Raw genomic sequence first — 14,784 nt, 5'->3', positions numbered from 1 at the left:
GGTGGCGGGCCTTTTTTATGCCCACTGCGACAGAGCGGCGCTTTTCAGCGGCCCCCGAGATCGGGCATGCTCGCCCGCCAGTTGAGAAAACGAAACAACAATCCGTCCACTGACCCACCGGAAGCCCGCCCATGTACGCCTGGATGGCCCTGATCTTTGTCGTCGGCTACCTCTGCATCGCCCTCGAACACCCGCTGAAAATCGACAAGGCCGCCTCGGCCATCCTCACCGCCGTGCTGTGCTGGACCGTGCTGGTCCTCGGCGAAGGCAGCATCCTGCCCGCCGCGGAGGCCGGCCACGGCGTGGTCACCGAACTGCGCCACCACCTGGGCGAGATCTCCGAGATCCTGTTCTTCCTGCTCGGCGCGATGACCATCGTCGAGCTGATCGACTCCCACGAGGGCTTCCGCGCCGTCACCGACCGCATCCAGACCCGCAAGCGCGTGCACCTGCTGTGGATCGTCGGTTTCATCACATTCTTCCTCTCCGCGGTGCTCGACAACCTGACCACCACCATCGTCATGGTCTCGCTGCTGCGCAAACTGGTGCGCGGCCGACCGGAACGCTGGATGTACGTGGGCGTGGTGGTGATCGCCGCCAACGCCGGCGGCGCCTGGTCGCCGATCGGCGACGTGACCACCACCATGCTGTGGATCGGCAACCAGATCAGCGCCTCCGGGGTGATCCGCGGCCTGTTCCTGCCCAGCCTGGTGTGCCTGCTGGTGCCGCTGCTGATCCTCAGCTTCCGCCTCAAGGGCGAGGCGCCGCGCCCGCGCCAGCGGGCCCACCTGGGCGAGGAGCAACGCTGCCCGACCACCGACTTCGAGCGCAACCTGGTGCTGGCCCTCGGCCTCGGTTCGCTGCTGTTCGTACCGGTGTTCAAGACCGTCACCCACCTGCCACCGTACATGGGCATCCTGTTCGGCCTCGGCGTGCTGTGGGTGACCACCGAGGTGATCCACCGCGGCAAGAACGCCGAGGACAAGCACCCGCTGTCCGTGGTCGGCGTGCTGCGCAAGGTCGACACCCCCAGCGTGCTGTTCTTCCTCGGCATCCTGCTCGCCGTGTCCAGCCTGGCCACCGCCGGCCACCTGACCCAGGTCGCCACCCTGCTGCGCGAGGCGCTGGGCAACGTCTACGCCATCAACTACGCCATCGGCCTGCTCTCCGCCGTGGTCGACAACGTGCCGCTGGTGGCCGGGGCGATGAAGATGTACCCGCTGGCCGGCCCCGAGGCAGTCGCCGCAGCCGGCGCCGATGCTGGCTGGCTGCATCATTTCGTGGTGGATGGCACCTTCTGGGAGATGCTCGCCTACTGCGCCGGCACCGGCGGCAGCAGCCTGATCATCGGCTCGGCCGCCGGCGTGGCGGCGATGGGCATGGAGAAGATCAGCTTCGTCTGGTACCTCAAGCGTGTCAGCCTGCTGGCCTTCCTCGGCTACAGCGCCGGCGCCGCCACCTACATGGGCCTGCTGGCCCTCGGCTGATCAAGGAGACGAGACATGGACGTGAGCAAGACCCGCACCAGCTTCTACCGCCGCCTGTACGTGGCCTGGCTGATCGACAGCGCCACGGCCACCAGCGTCCCGGCGCTGATGGCAGCCACCGGCATGCCGCGACGCACCGCCCAGGACACCCTGGCGGCGCTGGCCGAGCTGGATATCGATTGCCGCTTCGAGCAGGACGCCGGCGAGCGCAACAATGCCGGGAGCTACGTGATCCGCGATTGGGGCGCGATCGACAAGCACTGGGTCGGCGCCCACCTGTCGCAGATCAAGGGCGTGCTGGGCTACCCGTAGATCCCGGCCTGCGCATATCGCGCCGCACCCGCGCGGCGACCGCCCCCGAGCTCTGATACTCTCAAGCGGGCAAACGGAGCCAAGGAGGCACAATGGCAATCGAATGGTGGTACTGGGCGATCAGCGGCATCGTCCTGATCCTGCTAGAACTGGCGATCCCGGCGTTCTTCGTGATCTGGTTCGGCCTCGGCGCCCTGCTGGTGGCCGGCGTGCTGCTGGTCGCCGGCGAGCTGTCGCTGACCACCCAGCTGCTGCTGTGGACCCTCGCCTCGCTGGCCATGGTGGTGCTGTGGTTCCGCGTGTTCAGCCCGCTGCGCCAGCGCACCCTGGTCGGTACCGCCGACGGCGAGGTGATCGGCGAGGTCGGCCTGCTGGTCGGCGCCGTGGCGCCCTTCGCCCGCGGCAGGGTACGCTTCCAGCGGCCGATCCTCGGTGCCGAGGAGTGGGCGTGCATGGCCGATTCGAACATTGCCGCCGGCGAGCGGGTCCGCGTGGTATCCATCGAAGGCAGCTATCTGAAGGTCGCCAAGGCCTGAACCATCCGATTCCAAGGAGCAGTACATGAGTGCAGGATTAGCCATCACGATCGCCCTGCTGGTGTTCGTCGTCATCACCGTCGCCCAGGGCGTGCGCCTGGTTTCCCAGGGCGAGGAGTGGGTTGTCGAACGGCTCGGCAAGTACCACAGCACCCTGCGGCCGGGCCTCAACATCCTCATTCCCTACCTAGACAAGGTCGCCTACAAACTGGTGACCAAGGACATCATCCTCGACGTGCAGGAGCAGGAGGTGATCACCCGCGACAACGCGGTGATCGTCACCAACGCCATCGCCTTCATCAAGGTCACCGACCCGGTCAAGGCGGTGTACGGCATCACCGACTTCTCCGAGGCGATCCGCAACCTGATCATGACCACCCTGCGCTCGATCGTCGGCGAGATGGAGCTGGACGAGGCGCTGTCCTCGCGCGACCGGATCAAGACCCGCCTGCGCGAAAGCATCGCCGACGAGGCGGTGGACTGGGGCCTGACCGTCAAGTCGGTGGAGATCCAGGACATCAAGCCGTCGCTGTCCATGCAGGGCGCCATGGAGCTGCAGGCCGCCGCCGAGCGCGAGCGCAAGGCTGCGGTGACCAAGGCGGAGGGCGCCAAGCAGGCGGCCATCCTCGAGGCCGAGGCGCGCCTGGAGTCGGCCAAGCGCGACGCCAACGCCCAGGTGATGCTGGCCGAGGCCTCGGCCGAGGCGATCCGCCGGGTGACCAGCGCGGTCGGCAACGAGCCCGGGCCGATGATGTACCTGCTCGGCGAGAAGTACATCACCTCGCTGGAAAAGCTCGCGGCGAGCGACAACGCCAAGATCGTGCTGATGCCCGCCGACCTGCAGGAAACCCTGCGCGGCATGATCGGCAAGCTGGGCGGACGCGGCTAAGAACAGCCACGACGCCAGGGGCGAATTTATTGGCGATGTGTTTCGGCAAGATCGCGCATGAATCCGCTCCTGGCGCAGCCCGCCGGCTCCGGCCGACAAAACCACCCGCCCGCCGCGCGGCTATGGGAAAATGCCGGCCTTTCCGCCCGACACCGTCCCCAGCATGCACCAGCCGCCGAAACGCCCCGCCCGTCCGCGCCCCAAGCAACCAGCCCCCGCCGCCCAGCCGCGCGCGCCGGTCAGCAAGGGCGAACTGCACCCGCGCAACCGCCACCAGGGCCGCTACGACTTTCCTGCGCTGATCGCCGGCAGTCCGGAGCTGGCGCGCTTCGTGGTGATCAATCCGTACGGCAAGGAGAGCATCGACTTCGCCAACCCCGAGGCGGTCAAGGTGTTCAACCGCGCGCTACTCAAGCAGTTCTACGGCATCGAGCACTGGGACATCCCGCCCGGCTACCTGTGCCCGCCGATTCCCGGCCGCGCCGACTACATCCACGCCCTCGCCGACCTGCTGGCCGCCGACGCCGGCGGCGAGGTCCCGCGCGGCGCGCAGGTCCAGGTGCTCGACATCGGCAGCGGTGCCAACTGCATCTATCCGCTGCTCGGCCAGCGCGAGTACGGCTGGCGCTTCCTCGGCACGGAGATCGACGCCACCGCACTGGCTGCGGCGCGCACCATCGTCCAGGCCAACGGCCTCGAGCGCGCCATCGGGCTGCGCCAGCAGATGGCCGCGAAACACATCTTCCACGGCTTGCTGCAGGCCGACGAGCGCTTCGACCTCAGCCTGTGCAACCCGCCGTTCCACAGCTCGGCCGAAGAAGCCACCCAGGGCAGCCAGCGCAAGTGGAAGAACCTCGGCAAGCTCGACCCCAGGCGCAAGCTGCCGCTGCTCAACTTCGGCGGCCAGTCCAGCGAGCTGTGGTGCGAGGGCGGCGAGATCGCCTTCATCCGCCGGATGATCGCCGAGAGCCGCGAAGTGGCGCAGCAGGTGCTGTGGTTCACCAGCCTGGTCTCCAAGGGCGGCAATCTGCAGCAGATCGAGCGCGCCCTGCACAACAGCGGCGCCGTCGAGGTACGCACGGTGAGCATGAGTCAGGGCCAGAAGCAGAGCCGCTTCGTCGCCTGGACCTTCCACAGCGCCGAGCAGCGCGCCGCCTGGCTCCAGCGCCGCGGCGCCGCCCAGGGCTGAGGCCATGGCCTTCACCCTGCAGGCGCCCGCCGAGTACCGCGAGGAGATCCGCAAGAGCCGCTTCCTCGCCCTCGCCGCGCCGGTGGACAGCCCGCAGGCGGCGCAGGCGTTCATCGAGCAGCACAGCGACCGCGCCGCCTCGCACAACTGCTGGGCGTGGAAGTGCGGCGCGCAGCACCGCTTCAGCGACGACGGCGAACCGGGCGGCACCGCCGGGCGGCCGATCCTCGCCGCCATCGAGGGCCAGGACTGCGACCAGGTGGCGGTGCTGGTGATCCGCTGGTACGGCGGCATCCAGCTCGGCACCGGCGGCCTGGCGCGCGCCTACGGCGGCAGCGCGGCCAAGTGCCTGCAGGGCGGCGCGCGCATCGAACTGGTGGCACGACTGCAGGCGCGCTGCCAGGTGCCGTTCGCCGAACTGGCGCGGGTCAAGGCGCGCCTCGCCGAGTGGCAGGTCGCCATCGAGCGGGAAGACTTCGACGCCAGCGGCGCCCTGCTGCACCTCGCGCTGCCGGTCGGACAACTGGAAGCAGTCCGCCAACAACTCGCCGACCTCAGCCGCGGGCAGCTGCGCCTGATCCCGGCCGAGTGAGGCTCACATCGCCCACTCCTGCACCACCACGTGGGTCTTGATCCGCTGGATGCCGGGGAAGCGCTCGATCTCGGCGCGCACCTCGCTGAGCCGGGCCATGTTCGGCGCCTCGACCAGTACGATCATGTCGGTCTCGCCACTGATCCCGCAGCACTGGCGTACCTCGGCGAAGCCGCGCAGGCGCTCGACGTACTCCTGGCAGCGGCTGTCCTTGTAGAACAGCTCGAGATAGGCCTTGACCCCGGCACCGGCCGGGTCGCTCACCTGGGCGTGATAGCCCTGGATCACCCCGCTCTGCTCCAGCTGGCGCACCCGCTCGCCCACCGCGGAACGCGACAGATTGACCACGCGGGCGATCTGGCTGATGGGGGTGCGCGCATCCTCGCGCAGCAGAGCGATGATCTGGCGATCGAACTTGTCCATGCGGGTATCTCGACAACAGGCAGTTTGACGGGCAATGGCGGCGATGTGCCGGGCAAACACGGCGGTTCGCCAGCGGCGCCGGGGCGGGCGGACGCCTATGATGGCGCCTCTACCAAGGCGTGCGAGCATACCCCATGAGTCGTCTCAACAAGGAGCTGGGCCTGCTGCAGGGCATCGCCCTGCTCAGCACCTCGCTGCTCGGCACCGGCATCTTCGCCGTGCCGGCGCTGGCCGCCACGGCGGCCGGGCCGGCCTCGTTGTGGGCCTGGCTGCTGCTCATCGTGCTGGTGCTGCCGGTGGCCTTCACCTTCGCCCAGCTGGGCCGACACTTCCCGCACGCCGGCGGCGCGCCGCACCTGATCGGCCGCGCCTTCGGTGCGCGGCTGGAGCGGCTGGTGGCCTTCATGTTTCTCGCCGTGCTGCCGGTCGGCCTGCCGGCGGCGCTGCAGATCGCCACCGGCTTCTGGCAGGCGCTGTGGCCGCTCGGTCGCGGCGAGATCCTCGCCATCCAGCTGCTCACCCTCGCCGCCATGCTGGCCCTCGGCCAGCGCCCGGCGCGCGCCTCCAGCCTGGTGCAGGGGCTGATCGCCCTGGCCATCCTCGCCACCGTGGCGCTGATCTGGTGGGCCGGCGAGCTGCCGCGCGCCGACCATCCGCTGCTGCTGCCGCTCGACGAACACTGGCCGCGCATTCCGGCGGCGCTGGCGGTGATGTTCTGGTGCTTCGTCGGCATCGAAGCCTTCACCCACCTGGGCGAGGAGTTCCGCAACCCGCGGCGCGACTTCCCGCTGGCCCTGCTGCTCGGCGTGCTGCTCGCCGGCGGGGTGTACTGGGCCTGCTCGGTGGCGGTGCTGAGCTTCGACGCCTACGGCGACGCCCAGCGCAACGCCACCTCGTTGCCCTGGCTGCTGGAGAACCTGCTCGGCCCGCAGGCCAAGGTGCTGGTGGCGGTGGTCGGCTACCTGGCCTGCTTCGCCTCGATGAACGTCTACGTGCAGGGCTTCGCCCGGCTGATCTGGAGCCTGGCCGACGAGGGCAAGCTGCCCGCCAGCCTGGCCCGCCGCAACCGCCAGGGCATGCCGGGGCCGGCGCTGCTGCTGGTGGTGCTGGCCTGCGCGCTGTGCGCGGTCGGCGCTGCCGTGCTGCAGCTGTCCACCGACGAGCTGATCCGCTACGCCAACGGCAACTTCGTGCTGGTCTACCTGCTCAGCATGGCCGCCGGCGTGGCGCTGCTGCGCGGCGTCTGGCGCTGGGTCGCCGTGCTCAGCAGCCTGCTCTGCGCCACGGTGCTGGCCATGCTCGGCGCGGATGCGCTGTACGCGCTCGGTCTGCTGGCGCTGCTCGCACTGCTCGACGTCGGCCGACGACGCCGCTCGGAGATGGTCTGAGCCGATCCGGCCTGTCCCCGCGACAGCGTCCTTGGTTATGCTGCAGACAGAGCCACGAAAGGAATCCCCATGCGCCGTCTGCTCCAGGATCTGTCCATCATGCTGCGCGCCAACCTGTGGCTGGTACCGGTACTGGCCGCGCTGGGCACCGCGCTGTTCTACTTCGTCGCCCCGCCGCCGCCGATGCAGCTGCGCATGAGCGGCGGCTTCGACGGCGGCGGCTATGCGGCCTTCGCCGAGCAGCTCAAGACCGAGCTGGCGAAGGACGGCTTCGAGCTGATCCTCGAACCCAGCAGTGGCGCGCGGCAGAACCTCGCCCGTCTGCTCGACGCGGACAGCGGCATCCACATCGGCCTGGTGCAGAGCGGCCTCGAGCTGCAACTGGACGAGGCCGAGCGCGCCCGTCTGCACAGCCTCGGCGCGGTGTATCAGGAACCGCTGTGGCTGTTCCAGCGCCGCGAGCTGGCCATCGACGGCCTGCGCGACCTGCTGCCGCTGCGCGTGGCGCTGGGTAGCGCGGGCAGCGGCACCGCCGCGGTGAGCGCCGCGATGCTCGCCGCCAACGGCATCGACGCCGACCAGTATCCCGCGCAGTGGCAGGCCCGCGGCGGCAGCAAGACCGCCGACGCCCTGCTGGCCGGCGAGCTGGATGCGGCGTTCTTCATCGGCCCGGCGGAAAATGCGCTGATCCAGCGCCTGGCCGCCGCGCCCGAGCTGAGCTTGGTGAACTTCCGCCGCGCCGCCGCCTACCAGGCGCGCATGCCCTTCGTGCGCGCCATCGCGGTGGGCGAAGGCCTGCTCGACCTGGCCAACAACAGCCCGCAGCGCGACCTGATCACCCTGGCGCCGGCCGCCTCGCTGGTGGTCAACGACGGTTTCCATCCGGCGCTGACCCCGCTGCTGCTCGCCGCCGCCCGCGAGGTGACCCGCCACGGCAGCCTGCTCGACGCCCCCGGCGCCTACCCCAGCGCCGAGCCAGCGACCTTCGCGCTGCTCGACGAGGCGCGCTACTTCTACAGCAACGGCCTGCCGCTGCTGCAGCGCTTCCTGCCGTTTCGCATCGCTTCGCTGGCCGACCGCTACATCATCCTGGTGATCCCGCTGCTGGTGGTGCTGATCCCGCTGCTCAAGGCGGTCGGCCCGCTGTACCGCTGGCGCATCCGCGCGCGCATCTACCGCTGGTACAAGTACCTGCGCGAGATCGACCGCCAGCTCGACGCCGGCACCCTGCCGCAACGGCTGGACGCGGAAATCGCCCATCTGGAAGGCCTCGAGGAACAGCTGGCGCGGGTCGAGGTGCCGCTGGCCTACTCCAACGAGCTGTACCAGCTGCACCTGCACCTGCGCTACGTGATCGAGCGCCTGCAGGCGCTGCAGCAACGCCAGAACGGCATGCAGTTGCAGTAAAGCGAAAGAGCCTGTTCACGATCTCGCGAGCTAAAGCCAGGCAAGGCGAAATCGGCTGAGGAAGCGGAGTTTGCTGGTTGCAAATGAGCATTCCGAAGCCGATTTCAACGCAGCATGGCCGACGCGCAGCAGATCGTGAATAGGCTCTCAGCAGACGCCCATGCCCTGCATCAGCAGCATAAGCCCGCCCTGCTGCCAGCCCCACCAGGCCAGCGCCAGCAGCGCGCCGAGCAGCAGGGCCGCGGCCAGCCAGGCTAGCGCGCGGCGCATCAGGCCGCTCCCGCCTGCTGCAGGCGCGCCACCGGCTGCTCGCGCACCGGCCAGTTGAGCAGCGCCGCCATCACGCTGAGGCCGATGCAGATCTGCCAGACCAGGTCGTAGCTGCCGGTGCGGTCGTACAGCCAGCCGCCCAGCCAGCCGCCGAGGAAGGAGCCGAGCTGGTGGAACAGGAAGACGATGCCGCCGAGCATCGACAGGTTGCGCACGCCGAACAGGGTCGCCACCGTGCCGTTGGTCAGCGGCACCGTGGACAGCCACAGGAAACCCATCGCCATGCCGAAGGCGTAGGCGCTCCACTCGCTGAGCGGGGCGAAGAAGAACAGCGCAATCACCACGCCGCGGATCGAGTACAGCGCGGTCAGCAGCTTGGGCTTCGAGTAGCAGCTGCCCAGCCAGCCGGCGGTGTAGGTGCCGAACACGTTGAACAGGCCGACCAGCGCCAGCACCGTGGTGCCGACCTGGGCCGGTAGGTGCTGGTCGACCAGGTAGGCCGGCAGGTGCACGCCGATGAACACCACCTGGAAGCCGCAGACGAAGAAGCCCAGCGCCAGCAGCCAGAAGCCGGAATGCCTGGCCGCCTCGCGCAGCGCTGCGCCCAGGGTCTGGCGCTGCTCGGCGACCGCCGGCGGCTGCACCGGCGCGCGCAGCAGCGTCGCCAGCGGCAGGATCAGGGCGATCAGCACGGCCAGCGCCAGCAGCGCGCCCGACCAGCCGAGCCAGGCGATCAGGCCGAGGCTGCCGGGCAGCATGACGAACTGACCGAAGGAGCCGGCCGCCGCCGCGACGCCCATCGCCATGCTGCGTTTTTCCACCGGCGCCGCCTGGCCCACCGCACCGAGCAGCACCGAGAACGAGGTGCCGGACAGGCCGAGGCCGATCAACAGGCCGGCGCTCAGCGACAGCGAGCCCGGAGAGTCGGCGAAGGCCATCAGCGCCAGGCCGGCGACGTAGAGCACGCCGCCGATCAGCACCGTGCGCCTGACGCCGAAGCGGTCGGCGAAGGCGCCGGTGAACGGCTGGATCAGGCCCCACACCAGGTTCTGCAGGGCGATGGCGAAGGCGAACACCTCGCGGCCCCAGCCGAAGTCGGCGCTCATCGGCGCGAGGAACAGGCCGAAGCCATGGCGCACGCCCAGCGACAGGGCGAGGATCAGCGAACTGCCCAGCAGCATCCAGCCGCAGTGGCGCCAAAGCGGGGTCATTTGCAGTCTCCATTCAGGCAAAAGGCGAGCATATCACTCGGATATGTCCTTGCGACCGTCCGACTCCGGTCGCGCACCACGCTTCGGTTACACTGGCGCATCCGAATTGCCCGCCACGAGACCGCCATGCCGATCCGCCACGCCATCGTCCACCTGATCGACAAGAAGCCCGACGGCAGCCCCGCCGTGCTGCACGCCCGCGACAGCGAGCTGGCCGAGTCGCAGGCCATCGACAACCTGCTGGCCGACCTCAACGACAGCTACAACGCCAAGCCCAACAAGGTCTGGGGCTTCTTCCACCCCGAGTCCGGCGCCCACCCGTTCAGCGGCTGGCTCGGCGAATACCTCGACGGCGCCCTGGGCTTCGTCGCCTTCAGCCGCCAGGCGGTGGAGCACCTGCAGAAGCTGATGGAGGAGTCCAACCTGTCCACCGGCGGCCACGTGCTGATCGCCCACTACCAGCAGGGCATGACCGACTACCTGGCCATCGCCCTGCTCCACCACAGCGAGGGCGTGGCGGTCACCGACAGCCTCGACGTTGCGCCGGCCAAGCACCTCGACCTCGGCCAGCTGCACCTCGCCGCGCGCATCAACATCTCCGAGTGGCGCAACAACCAGACCTCCCGGCAGTACATCTCGCTGATCAAGGGCAAGGGTGGCAAGAAGGTTTCCGAGTACTTCCGCGACTTCCTCGGCTGCCAGGAAGGCGTCGATGCGCCGAGCGAGACGCGCACCCTGCTCAAGGCGTTCAGCGACTTCGTCGAGAGCGAGGACCTGGCCGAGGAGCAGGCCCGCGAGAAGACCGCGACGCTGGTCGACTACGCCAGCAGCCAGGCGCGCCGCGGCGAGCCGATCGCCCTCGAGGAGCTCTCCGAACTGATGGACGAGGAGCAGCCGCGCGCCTTCTTCGAGCACATCCGCAACAAGGACTACGGCCTGGCCCCGGAGATCCCCGCGGACAAGCGCACCCTCAACCAGTTCCGCCGCTTCACCGGCCGCGCCGAGGGCCTGTCGATCAGCTTCGAGTCGCACCTGCTGGGTTCGCAGATCGAGTACGACGAGGAACACGACACCCTGACCATCCGCCAGCTGCCGACCCAGCTGAAGGACCAGCTCAAGCGGCGCAAGGACTGATTGGCGGCTATCGTCTAAGTCCTGCAGGAGCGGATTCATTCGCGACCTTTTCCACACCGATCGCCAATGAATCCGCTCCTGCATCGACCGCTTGATTGCCTTGGAAAACCGCATGCCCCGCCTGTCCGACACCCTGCTCGATGCCTGCCTGGGCGATCCGTGCGCGCTGGCGACCGGCGACGCCGAGCGGCTGTGCGGCCTCGACCACGACGGCGCCCGCGCGCAGCTGGCGGCGCTCAAGCCCTGGCTGGTAGAGCAGCAGCGCCTGCTCTGGGCACGCCGGCAGGAGTCCCTGCTGGTCTGGCTGCAGGGCCCGGACTGCGCCGGCAAGGACGGCGCCATCCGCCATGTGTTCGGCGGCCTCGACCCACAGGGCCTGACGGTGCACAGCTTCCGCCAGCCGAACGCCGCGGAGCGCGGCGAAGGCTTTCTGGAGCGCTACCGGCGCTGCCTGCCGGCCGCGGGTGGCATCGCCCTGTTCAACCGCACGCCCTACGAGGGCGTGGCCTGCGACCTGTTCGACGGCTTCATCGCCGCCGTCGACATCCCAGAGCGGCTGGCCCAGCTGGCCGCCTTCGAGGATGAACTGGCCGGACGCGGCATCCGCCTGCTCAAGGTCTACCTGCAGATCTCCCGCGCCGAGCAGAAGGCCCGCCTGCGCAAGCGCCTGCTCGACCCGCGCAAGCACTGGAAGCTGTGCGCCGCCGACCTCGACGACCACCGCCAGTTCGACCGCCAGCAGGCGCACTGGGCCGGCATCCTCGCCGCCAGCCACCGCGCGCAGGCGCCCTGGCAGCTGGTCCCGGCCAACCACAAGTGGCTGCGCGACCTGCTGGTCGCCAGCCTGCTGGCCCGCGAGTTCGAGCGCCTCGACCAGCACTGGCCAAGCCCGCCACCGCCGTTCGGCCTCGACGAACTGGAGCAGGCCTGAGCATCCGCGATTCACACCTGCAGGAGGCCCGACCTCGGGGCGCTGCTCTTGATCCCTGGCGGGGCTGCGCCGCGAGGGCGCGCCCCCGACAAGAACCGGCGCTCGACCGGAAACACCCGCTACAACGCCTCGGCCACCTGCCAGCCCGCCACCAGACGCTCCTTGGCCGGCTTGCCCAGGCGCTTGATCGTCCGCTCGCGCGACAGCGCCGCGCCCTTGCCGGCGCAGGCCTCGACATAGACCAGCGCCACCGCCGGACTGCTATTAAAGAAGCGCGCGCCCCTGCCGCTCTGGTGCACGGCGAAGCGCCGCTGCGGATCGTCGCTGACGCCGCAGTACAGCGCGCCGTTGGCGGCACGCACCAGATAGACGAACCAGGGCTTGGTGGCGACCGTCATCGGGCCACTCCGTCAGGAAAATGGGCCGGCATTATAGGCCGGCCAACGCGCGCCTTTTGCAGCGCGGCGCCAACGGTGATAATCGGGCCTTTGGCCCGCGGCGCTCAGCGGACGGTTCCGGATGCCATCCAGCCCTGCCGCACCGGCCAGGCGCCCGGGAGCCACGCCGCCGGACGTTGCGCCGCCACCTTCTTGATATGGAATCGCCCATGCACGACACCCTGATCCTCGAACCCGCCCAGCCGGCCAGCGCCAGCGTGATCTGGCTGCACGGCCTCGGCGCCGACCGCTTCGACTTCCAGCCGGTGGCCGAGGCGCTGCAGGGCGTGCTGCCCGGCGTGCGCTTCGTGCTGCCGCAGGCGCCGACCCGCCCGGTCACCCTCAACGGTGGCTGGAGCATGCCGTCCTGGTACGACATCATCGCACTGCAGCCCGAGCGCGCCATCGACATGGCCCAGCTGGAGGAATCCGCCGGCCAGGTGCTGACGCTGATCGAGGCGCAGCGCGCTAGCGGCATTCCCGCCGCGCGCATCTTCCTCGCCGGCTTCTCCCAGGGCGGCGCGGTGGTGCTGCACACCGCCTTCCGCCGCTGGGCCGGCGAGCTGGGCGGCGTGCTGGCGCTGTCCACCTACGCGCCGACCTTCAGCGCCGACCAGCAGCTCGGCGCCATCCAGCAGCGCCATCCGGTGCTGTGCCTGCATGGCCGCGACGACGAGGTGGTCCCGCACGCCCTCGGCCGCCGCGCCTACGACTGGCTGGCCGCGCGCGGCGTCGACGTGGCCTGGCGCGACTACCCGATGGGCCACGAGGTGGTGAACGAGGAGCTGCGCGATATCGCCCTGTGGCTGGCCGAGCGACTGGCGGACTGAGCGGGCGCAGCCCCGCTCACCGAGCGTGATGGGAACCGCGCAGAAACCGCGCGGCGGCTTCGCCATACTCCCATCTTGCTTTACACTGCAACCTGTATCTTCAATCCAGATCGAGATGACCGTGCTCAAGGCACTCAAAAAATTCCTCAGCAAGGACGCGGTAGCCCAGGTGGCCCAGCCCGTCACCCCAGCGGCCGCCGACGCCGAAACGCGCAGCAGCGCACCGACCAGCAATGCCACGGCCAGCACTGCCGCGGCGTCGGCTGACCAGCCCCGCAGCGAGCGCGCCGACGGCGGCCGCGCGAAGAAGCCGCGCAGCAACAAGCCCCGTGGCGACAAGCCGCGCGATGACCAGCCTCGCGAAGAGAGCAGTGCCGCAGACCAGCCGGCGCGCAGCGAGCAGCCTGCCGCAAGCCAGCCCAAGGCCGACAAGCCGCGCCGCGAGCGTGCGCCGCGCAAGCCGGTGGTGGACAACTGGAAGCCGGAAGACTTCGTGGTCGAGCCCGCCGAAGGCAAGACCCGCTTCCACGACTTCCGCCTCGCTCCCGAGCTGATGCACGCCATCCACGACCTCGGCTTCCCCTACTGCACGCCGATCCAGGCGCAGGTGCTCGGCTACACCCTCAAGGGCCAGGACGCCATCGGCCGCGCGCAGACCGGCACCGGCAAGACCGCCGCGTTCCTCATCTCCACCATCACCCAGCTGCTGGAAACGCCGCCGCCCAAGGAACGCTACATGGGCGAGCCGCGCGCGCTGATCATCGCGCCGACCCGCGAGCTGGTGGTGCAGATCGCCAACGACGCCCTGGCGCTGACCAAGTACACCAAGCTCAACGTGATGAGCTTCGTCGGCGGCATGGACTTCGACAAGCAGCTCAAGCAGCTCGAATCGCGCTACTGCGACATCCTGGTGGCCACCCCGGGCCGCCTGCTCGACTTCAACCAGCGTGGCGAAGTGCACCTGGACATGGTCGAGGTGATGGTGCTGGACGAGGCAGACCGCATGCTCGACATGGGCTTCATCCCGCAGGTGCGGCAGATCATCCGCCAGACCCCGCCGAAGGGCGAACGGCAGACCCTGCTGTTCTCCGCCACCTTCACCGAAGACGTGATGAACCTGGCCAAGCAGTGGACCACCGAGCCGGCGATCGTCGAGATCGAGCCGGAACACGTCGCCAGCGACACCGTCGAGCAGCACGTCTACGCGGTGGCCGGCAGCGACAAGTACAAGCTGCTGTACAACCTGATCACCCAGAACGACTGGATCCGGGTGATGGTGTTCGCCAACCGCAAGGACGAGGTGCGCCGCATCGAGGAACGCCTGACCCGCGACGGCATCAGCGCGGTGCAGATGTCCGGCGACGTGCCGCAGCACAAGCGCATCAAGGCGCTGGAAGGCTTTCGCGAAGGCAAGATCCGCGTGATGGTCGCCACCGACGTGGCCGGCCGCGGCATCCACGTCGACGCCATCAGCCACGTGATCAACTTCACCCTGCCGGAAGATCCCGACGACTACGTGCACCGCATCGGGCGTACCGGCCGGGCCGGCGCCAGCGGCACCTCGATCAGCTTCGCCGGCGAGGACGATGCCTTCGCCCTGCCGCCGATCGAGGCGCTGATCGGCCGCAAGATCCAGTGCGAGATGCCTCCCGCCGAGCTGCTCAAGCCGGTGCCGCGCAAGCACTGAGTCCTGCCCGCACCCTCTCCCGTCCGCGGGAGAGGGACGCATTTTCTGCTCCCCCCGCCCC

16 protein-coding genes are annotated in these 14,784 nt (G+C 69.3%); 12 read left to right on the top strand and 4 right to left on the bottom strand.

Annotated elements, in window-relative coordinates; all coding sequences use genetic code 11:
- The first annotated feature begins 131 nt into the window (after positions 1-131).
- The 6 genes from nhaD (at position 132) to BMZ19_RS01035 (ending at position 5,005) form a co-directional block, all read left to right on the top strand.
- Positions 132-1,487 carry a sodium:proton antiporter NhaD gene (nhaD, locus tag BMZ19_RS01060; RefSeq protein WP_090305551.1) on the top strand — a complete coding sequence of 452 codons (1,356 nt, stop codon included), beginning with the start codon at positions 132-134 and terminating at the stop codon, positions 1,485-1,487.
- 15 nt (positions 1,488-1,502) lie between these two features.
- Positions 1,503-1,799, top strand: coding sequence for a winged helix-turn-helix domain-containing protein (locus BMZ19_RS01055; protein ID WP_090305548.1), 297 nt, complete (start codon positions 1,503-1,505; stop codon positions 1,797-1,799).
- Positions 1,800-1,891: 92 nt separating this feature from the next.
- Positions 1,892-2,335: an NfeD family protein gene (locus tag BMZ19_RS01050; RefSeq protein WP_090305545.1), complete on the top strand. Its 444-nt coding sequence runs from the start codon at positions 1,892-1,894 to the stop codon at positions 2,333-2,335.
- Between the two features lie 25 nt (positions 2,336-2,360).
- A complete protein-coding gene (locus BMZ19_RS01045; RefSeq protein WP_090305542.1) occupies positions 2,361-3,224 on the top strand; it encodes an SPFH domain-containing protein in 864 nt (287 codons plus the stop codon).
- 163 nt (positions 3,225-3,387) lie between these two features.
- Complete coding sequence (gene rlmF, locus BMZ19_RS01040; protein WP_090306319.1) at positions 3,388-4,413, top strand: 23S rRNA (adenine(1618)-N(6))-methyltransferase RlmF; 1,026 nt, start codon at positions 3,388-3,390, stop codon at positions 4,411-4,413.
- A 4-nt stretch (positions 4,414-4,417) separates the two neighbouring features.
- Positions 4,418-5,005: an IMPACT family protein gene (locus tag BMZ19_RS01035; protein ID WP_090305539.1), complete on the top strand. Its 588-nt coding sequence runs from the start codon at positions 4,418-4,420 to the stop codon at positions 5,003-5,005.
- Between the two features lie 3 nt (positions 5,006-5,008).
- Here the strand turns inward: BMZ19_RS01035 and BMZ19_RS01030 are convergent, their stop codons facing one another.
- On the bottom strand, positions 5,009-5,428 hold the full coding sequence (locus BMZ19_RS01030; protein ID WP_090305536.1) for an Lrp/AsnC family transcriptional regulator: 420 nt from the start codon (positions 5,426-5,428) through the stop codon (positions 5,009-5,011).
- Positions 5,429-5,562: 134 nt separating this feature from the next.
- On the opposite strand from BMZ19_RS01030, the gene yjeH reads away from it, so the two are divergent.
- Together yjeH and BMZ19_RS01020 are read left to right on the top strand one after the other, a co-directional pair.
- Positions 5,563-6,816, top strand: a complete 1,254-nt coding sequence (gene yjeH / locus BMZ19_RS01025) for an L-methionine/branched-chain amino acid transporter (RefSeq protein WP_090305533.1) — start codon at positions 5,563-5,565, stop codon at positions 6,814-6,816.
- A 69-nt stretch (positions 6,817-6,885) separates the two neighbouring features.
- Positions 6,886-8,223: a TAXI family TRAP transporter solute-binding subunit gene (locus BMZ19_RS01020; protein ID WP_090305530.1), complete on the top strand. Its 1,338-nt coding sequence runs from the start codon at positions 6,886-6,888 to the stop codon at positions 8,221-8,223.
- A gap of 147 nt (positions 8,224-8,370) precedes the next feature.
- Here BMZ19_RS01020 and BMZ19_RS22750 read toward each other — a convergent pair whose 3' ends face one another.
- Both BMZ19_RS22750 and BMZ19_RS01015 read right to left on the bottom strand, forming a co-directional pair.
- The gene (locus tag BMZ19_RS22750) at positions 8,371-8,493 is read right to left on the bottom strand and encodes a hypothetical protein (protein ID WP_280142137.1); all 123 of its coding nucleotides are present in this window, start codon (positions 8,491-8,493) and stop codon (positions 8,371-8,373) included.
- A complete protein-coding gene (locus tag BMZ19_RS01015) occupies positions 8,493-9,704 on the bottom strand; it encodes an MFS transporter (protein WP_090305527.1) in 1,212 nt (403 codons plus the stop codon). The genes BMZ19_RS22750 and BMZ19_RS01015 overlap by 1 nt, the downstream gene beginning before the upstream one ends.
- A 126-nt stretch (positions 9,705-9,830) precedes the next feature.
- Between BMZ19_RS01015 and yejK the strand changes: the two genes are divergently transcribed.
- Complete coding sequence (yejK, locus tag BMZ19_RS01010; RefSeq protein WP_090305523.1) at positions 9,831-10,838, top strand: nucleoid-associated protein YejK; 1,008 nt, start codon at positions 9,831-9,833, stop codon at positions 10,836-10,838.
- 112 nt (positions 10,839-10,950) lie between these two features.
- Entirely contained in the window at positions 10,951-11,769 is an 819-nt protein-coding gene (locus BMZ19_RS01005; protein WP_090305520.1) for a polyphosphate kinase 2 family protein, read from the top strand.
- A 119-nt stretch (positions 11,770-11,888) separates the two neighbouring features.
- On the opposite strand, the gene BMZ19_RS01000 is transcribed toward BMZ19_RS01005, so the two are convergent.
- Positions 11,889-12,167: a GIY-YIG nuclease family protein gene (locus tag BMZ19_RS01000; RefSeq protein WP_090305517.1), complete on the bottom strand. Its 279-nt coding sequence runs from the start codon at positions 12,165-12,167 to the stop codon at positions 11,889-11,891.
- Between the two features lie 209 nt (positions 12,168-12,376).
- Between BMZ19_RS01000 and BMZ19_RS00995 the strand changes: the two genes are divergently transcribed.
- The gene (locus BMZ19_RS00995) at positions 12,377-13,036 is read left to right on the top strand and encodes an alpha/beta hydrolase (protein WP_090305514.1); all 660 of its coding nucleotides are present in this window, start codon (positions 12,377-12,379) and stop codon (positions 13,034-13,036) included.
- A 121-nt stretch (positions 13,037-13,157) separates the two neighbouring features.
- Positions 13,158-14,723, top strand: a complete 1,566-nt coding sequence (gene rhlB, locus BMZ19_RS00990) for an ATP-dependent RNA helicase RhlB (protein WP_170847685.1) — start codon at positions 13,158-13,160, stop codon at positions 14,721-14,723.
- The last annotated feature ends 61 nt before the right edge of the window (positions 14,724-14,784 follow it).

The organism is Pseudomonas linyingensis (assembly GCF_900109175.1).
Taxonomy (GTDB): domain Bacteria; phylum Pseudomonadota; class Gammaproteobacteria; order Pseudomonadales; family Pseudomonadaceae; genus Geopseudomonas; species Geopseudomonas linyingensis.
Note: the sequence above shows the minus strand (reverse complement) of the source record. Positions and strands in the feature narration are given on the sequence as shown.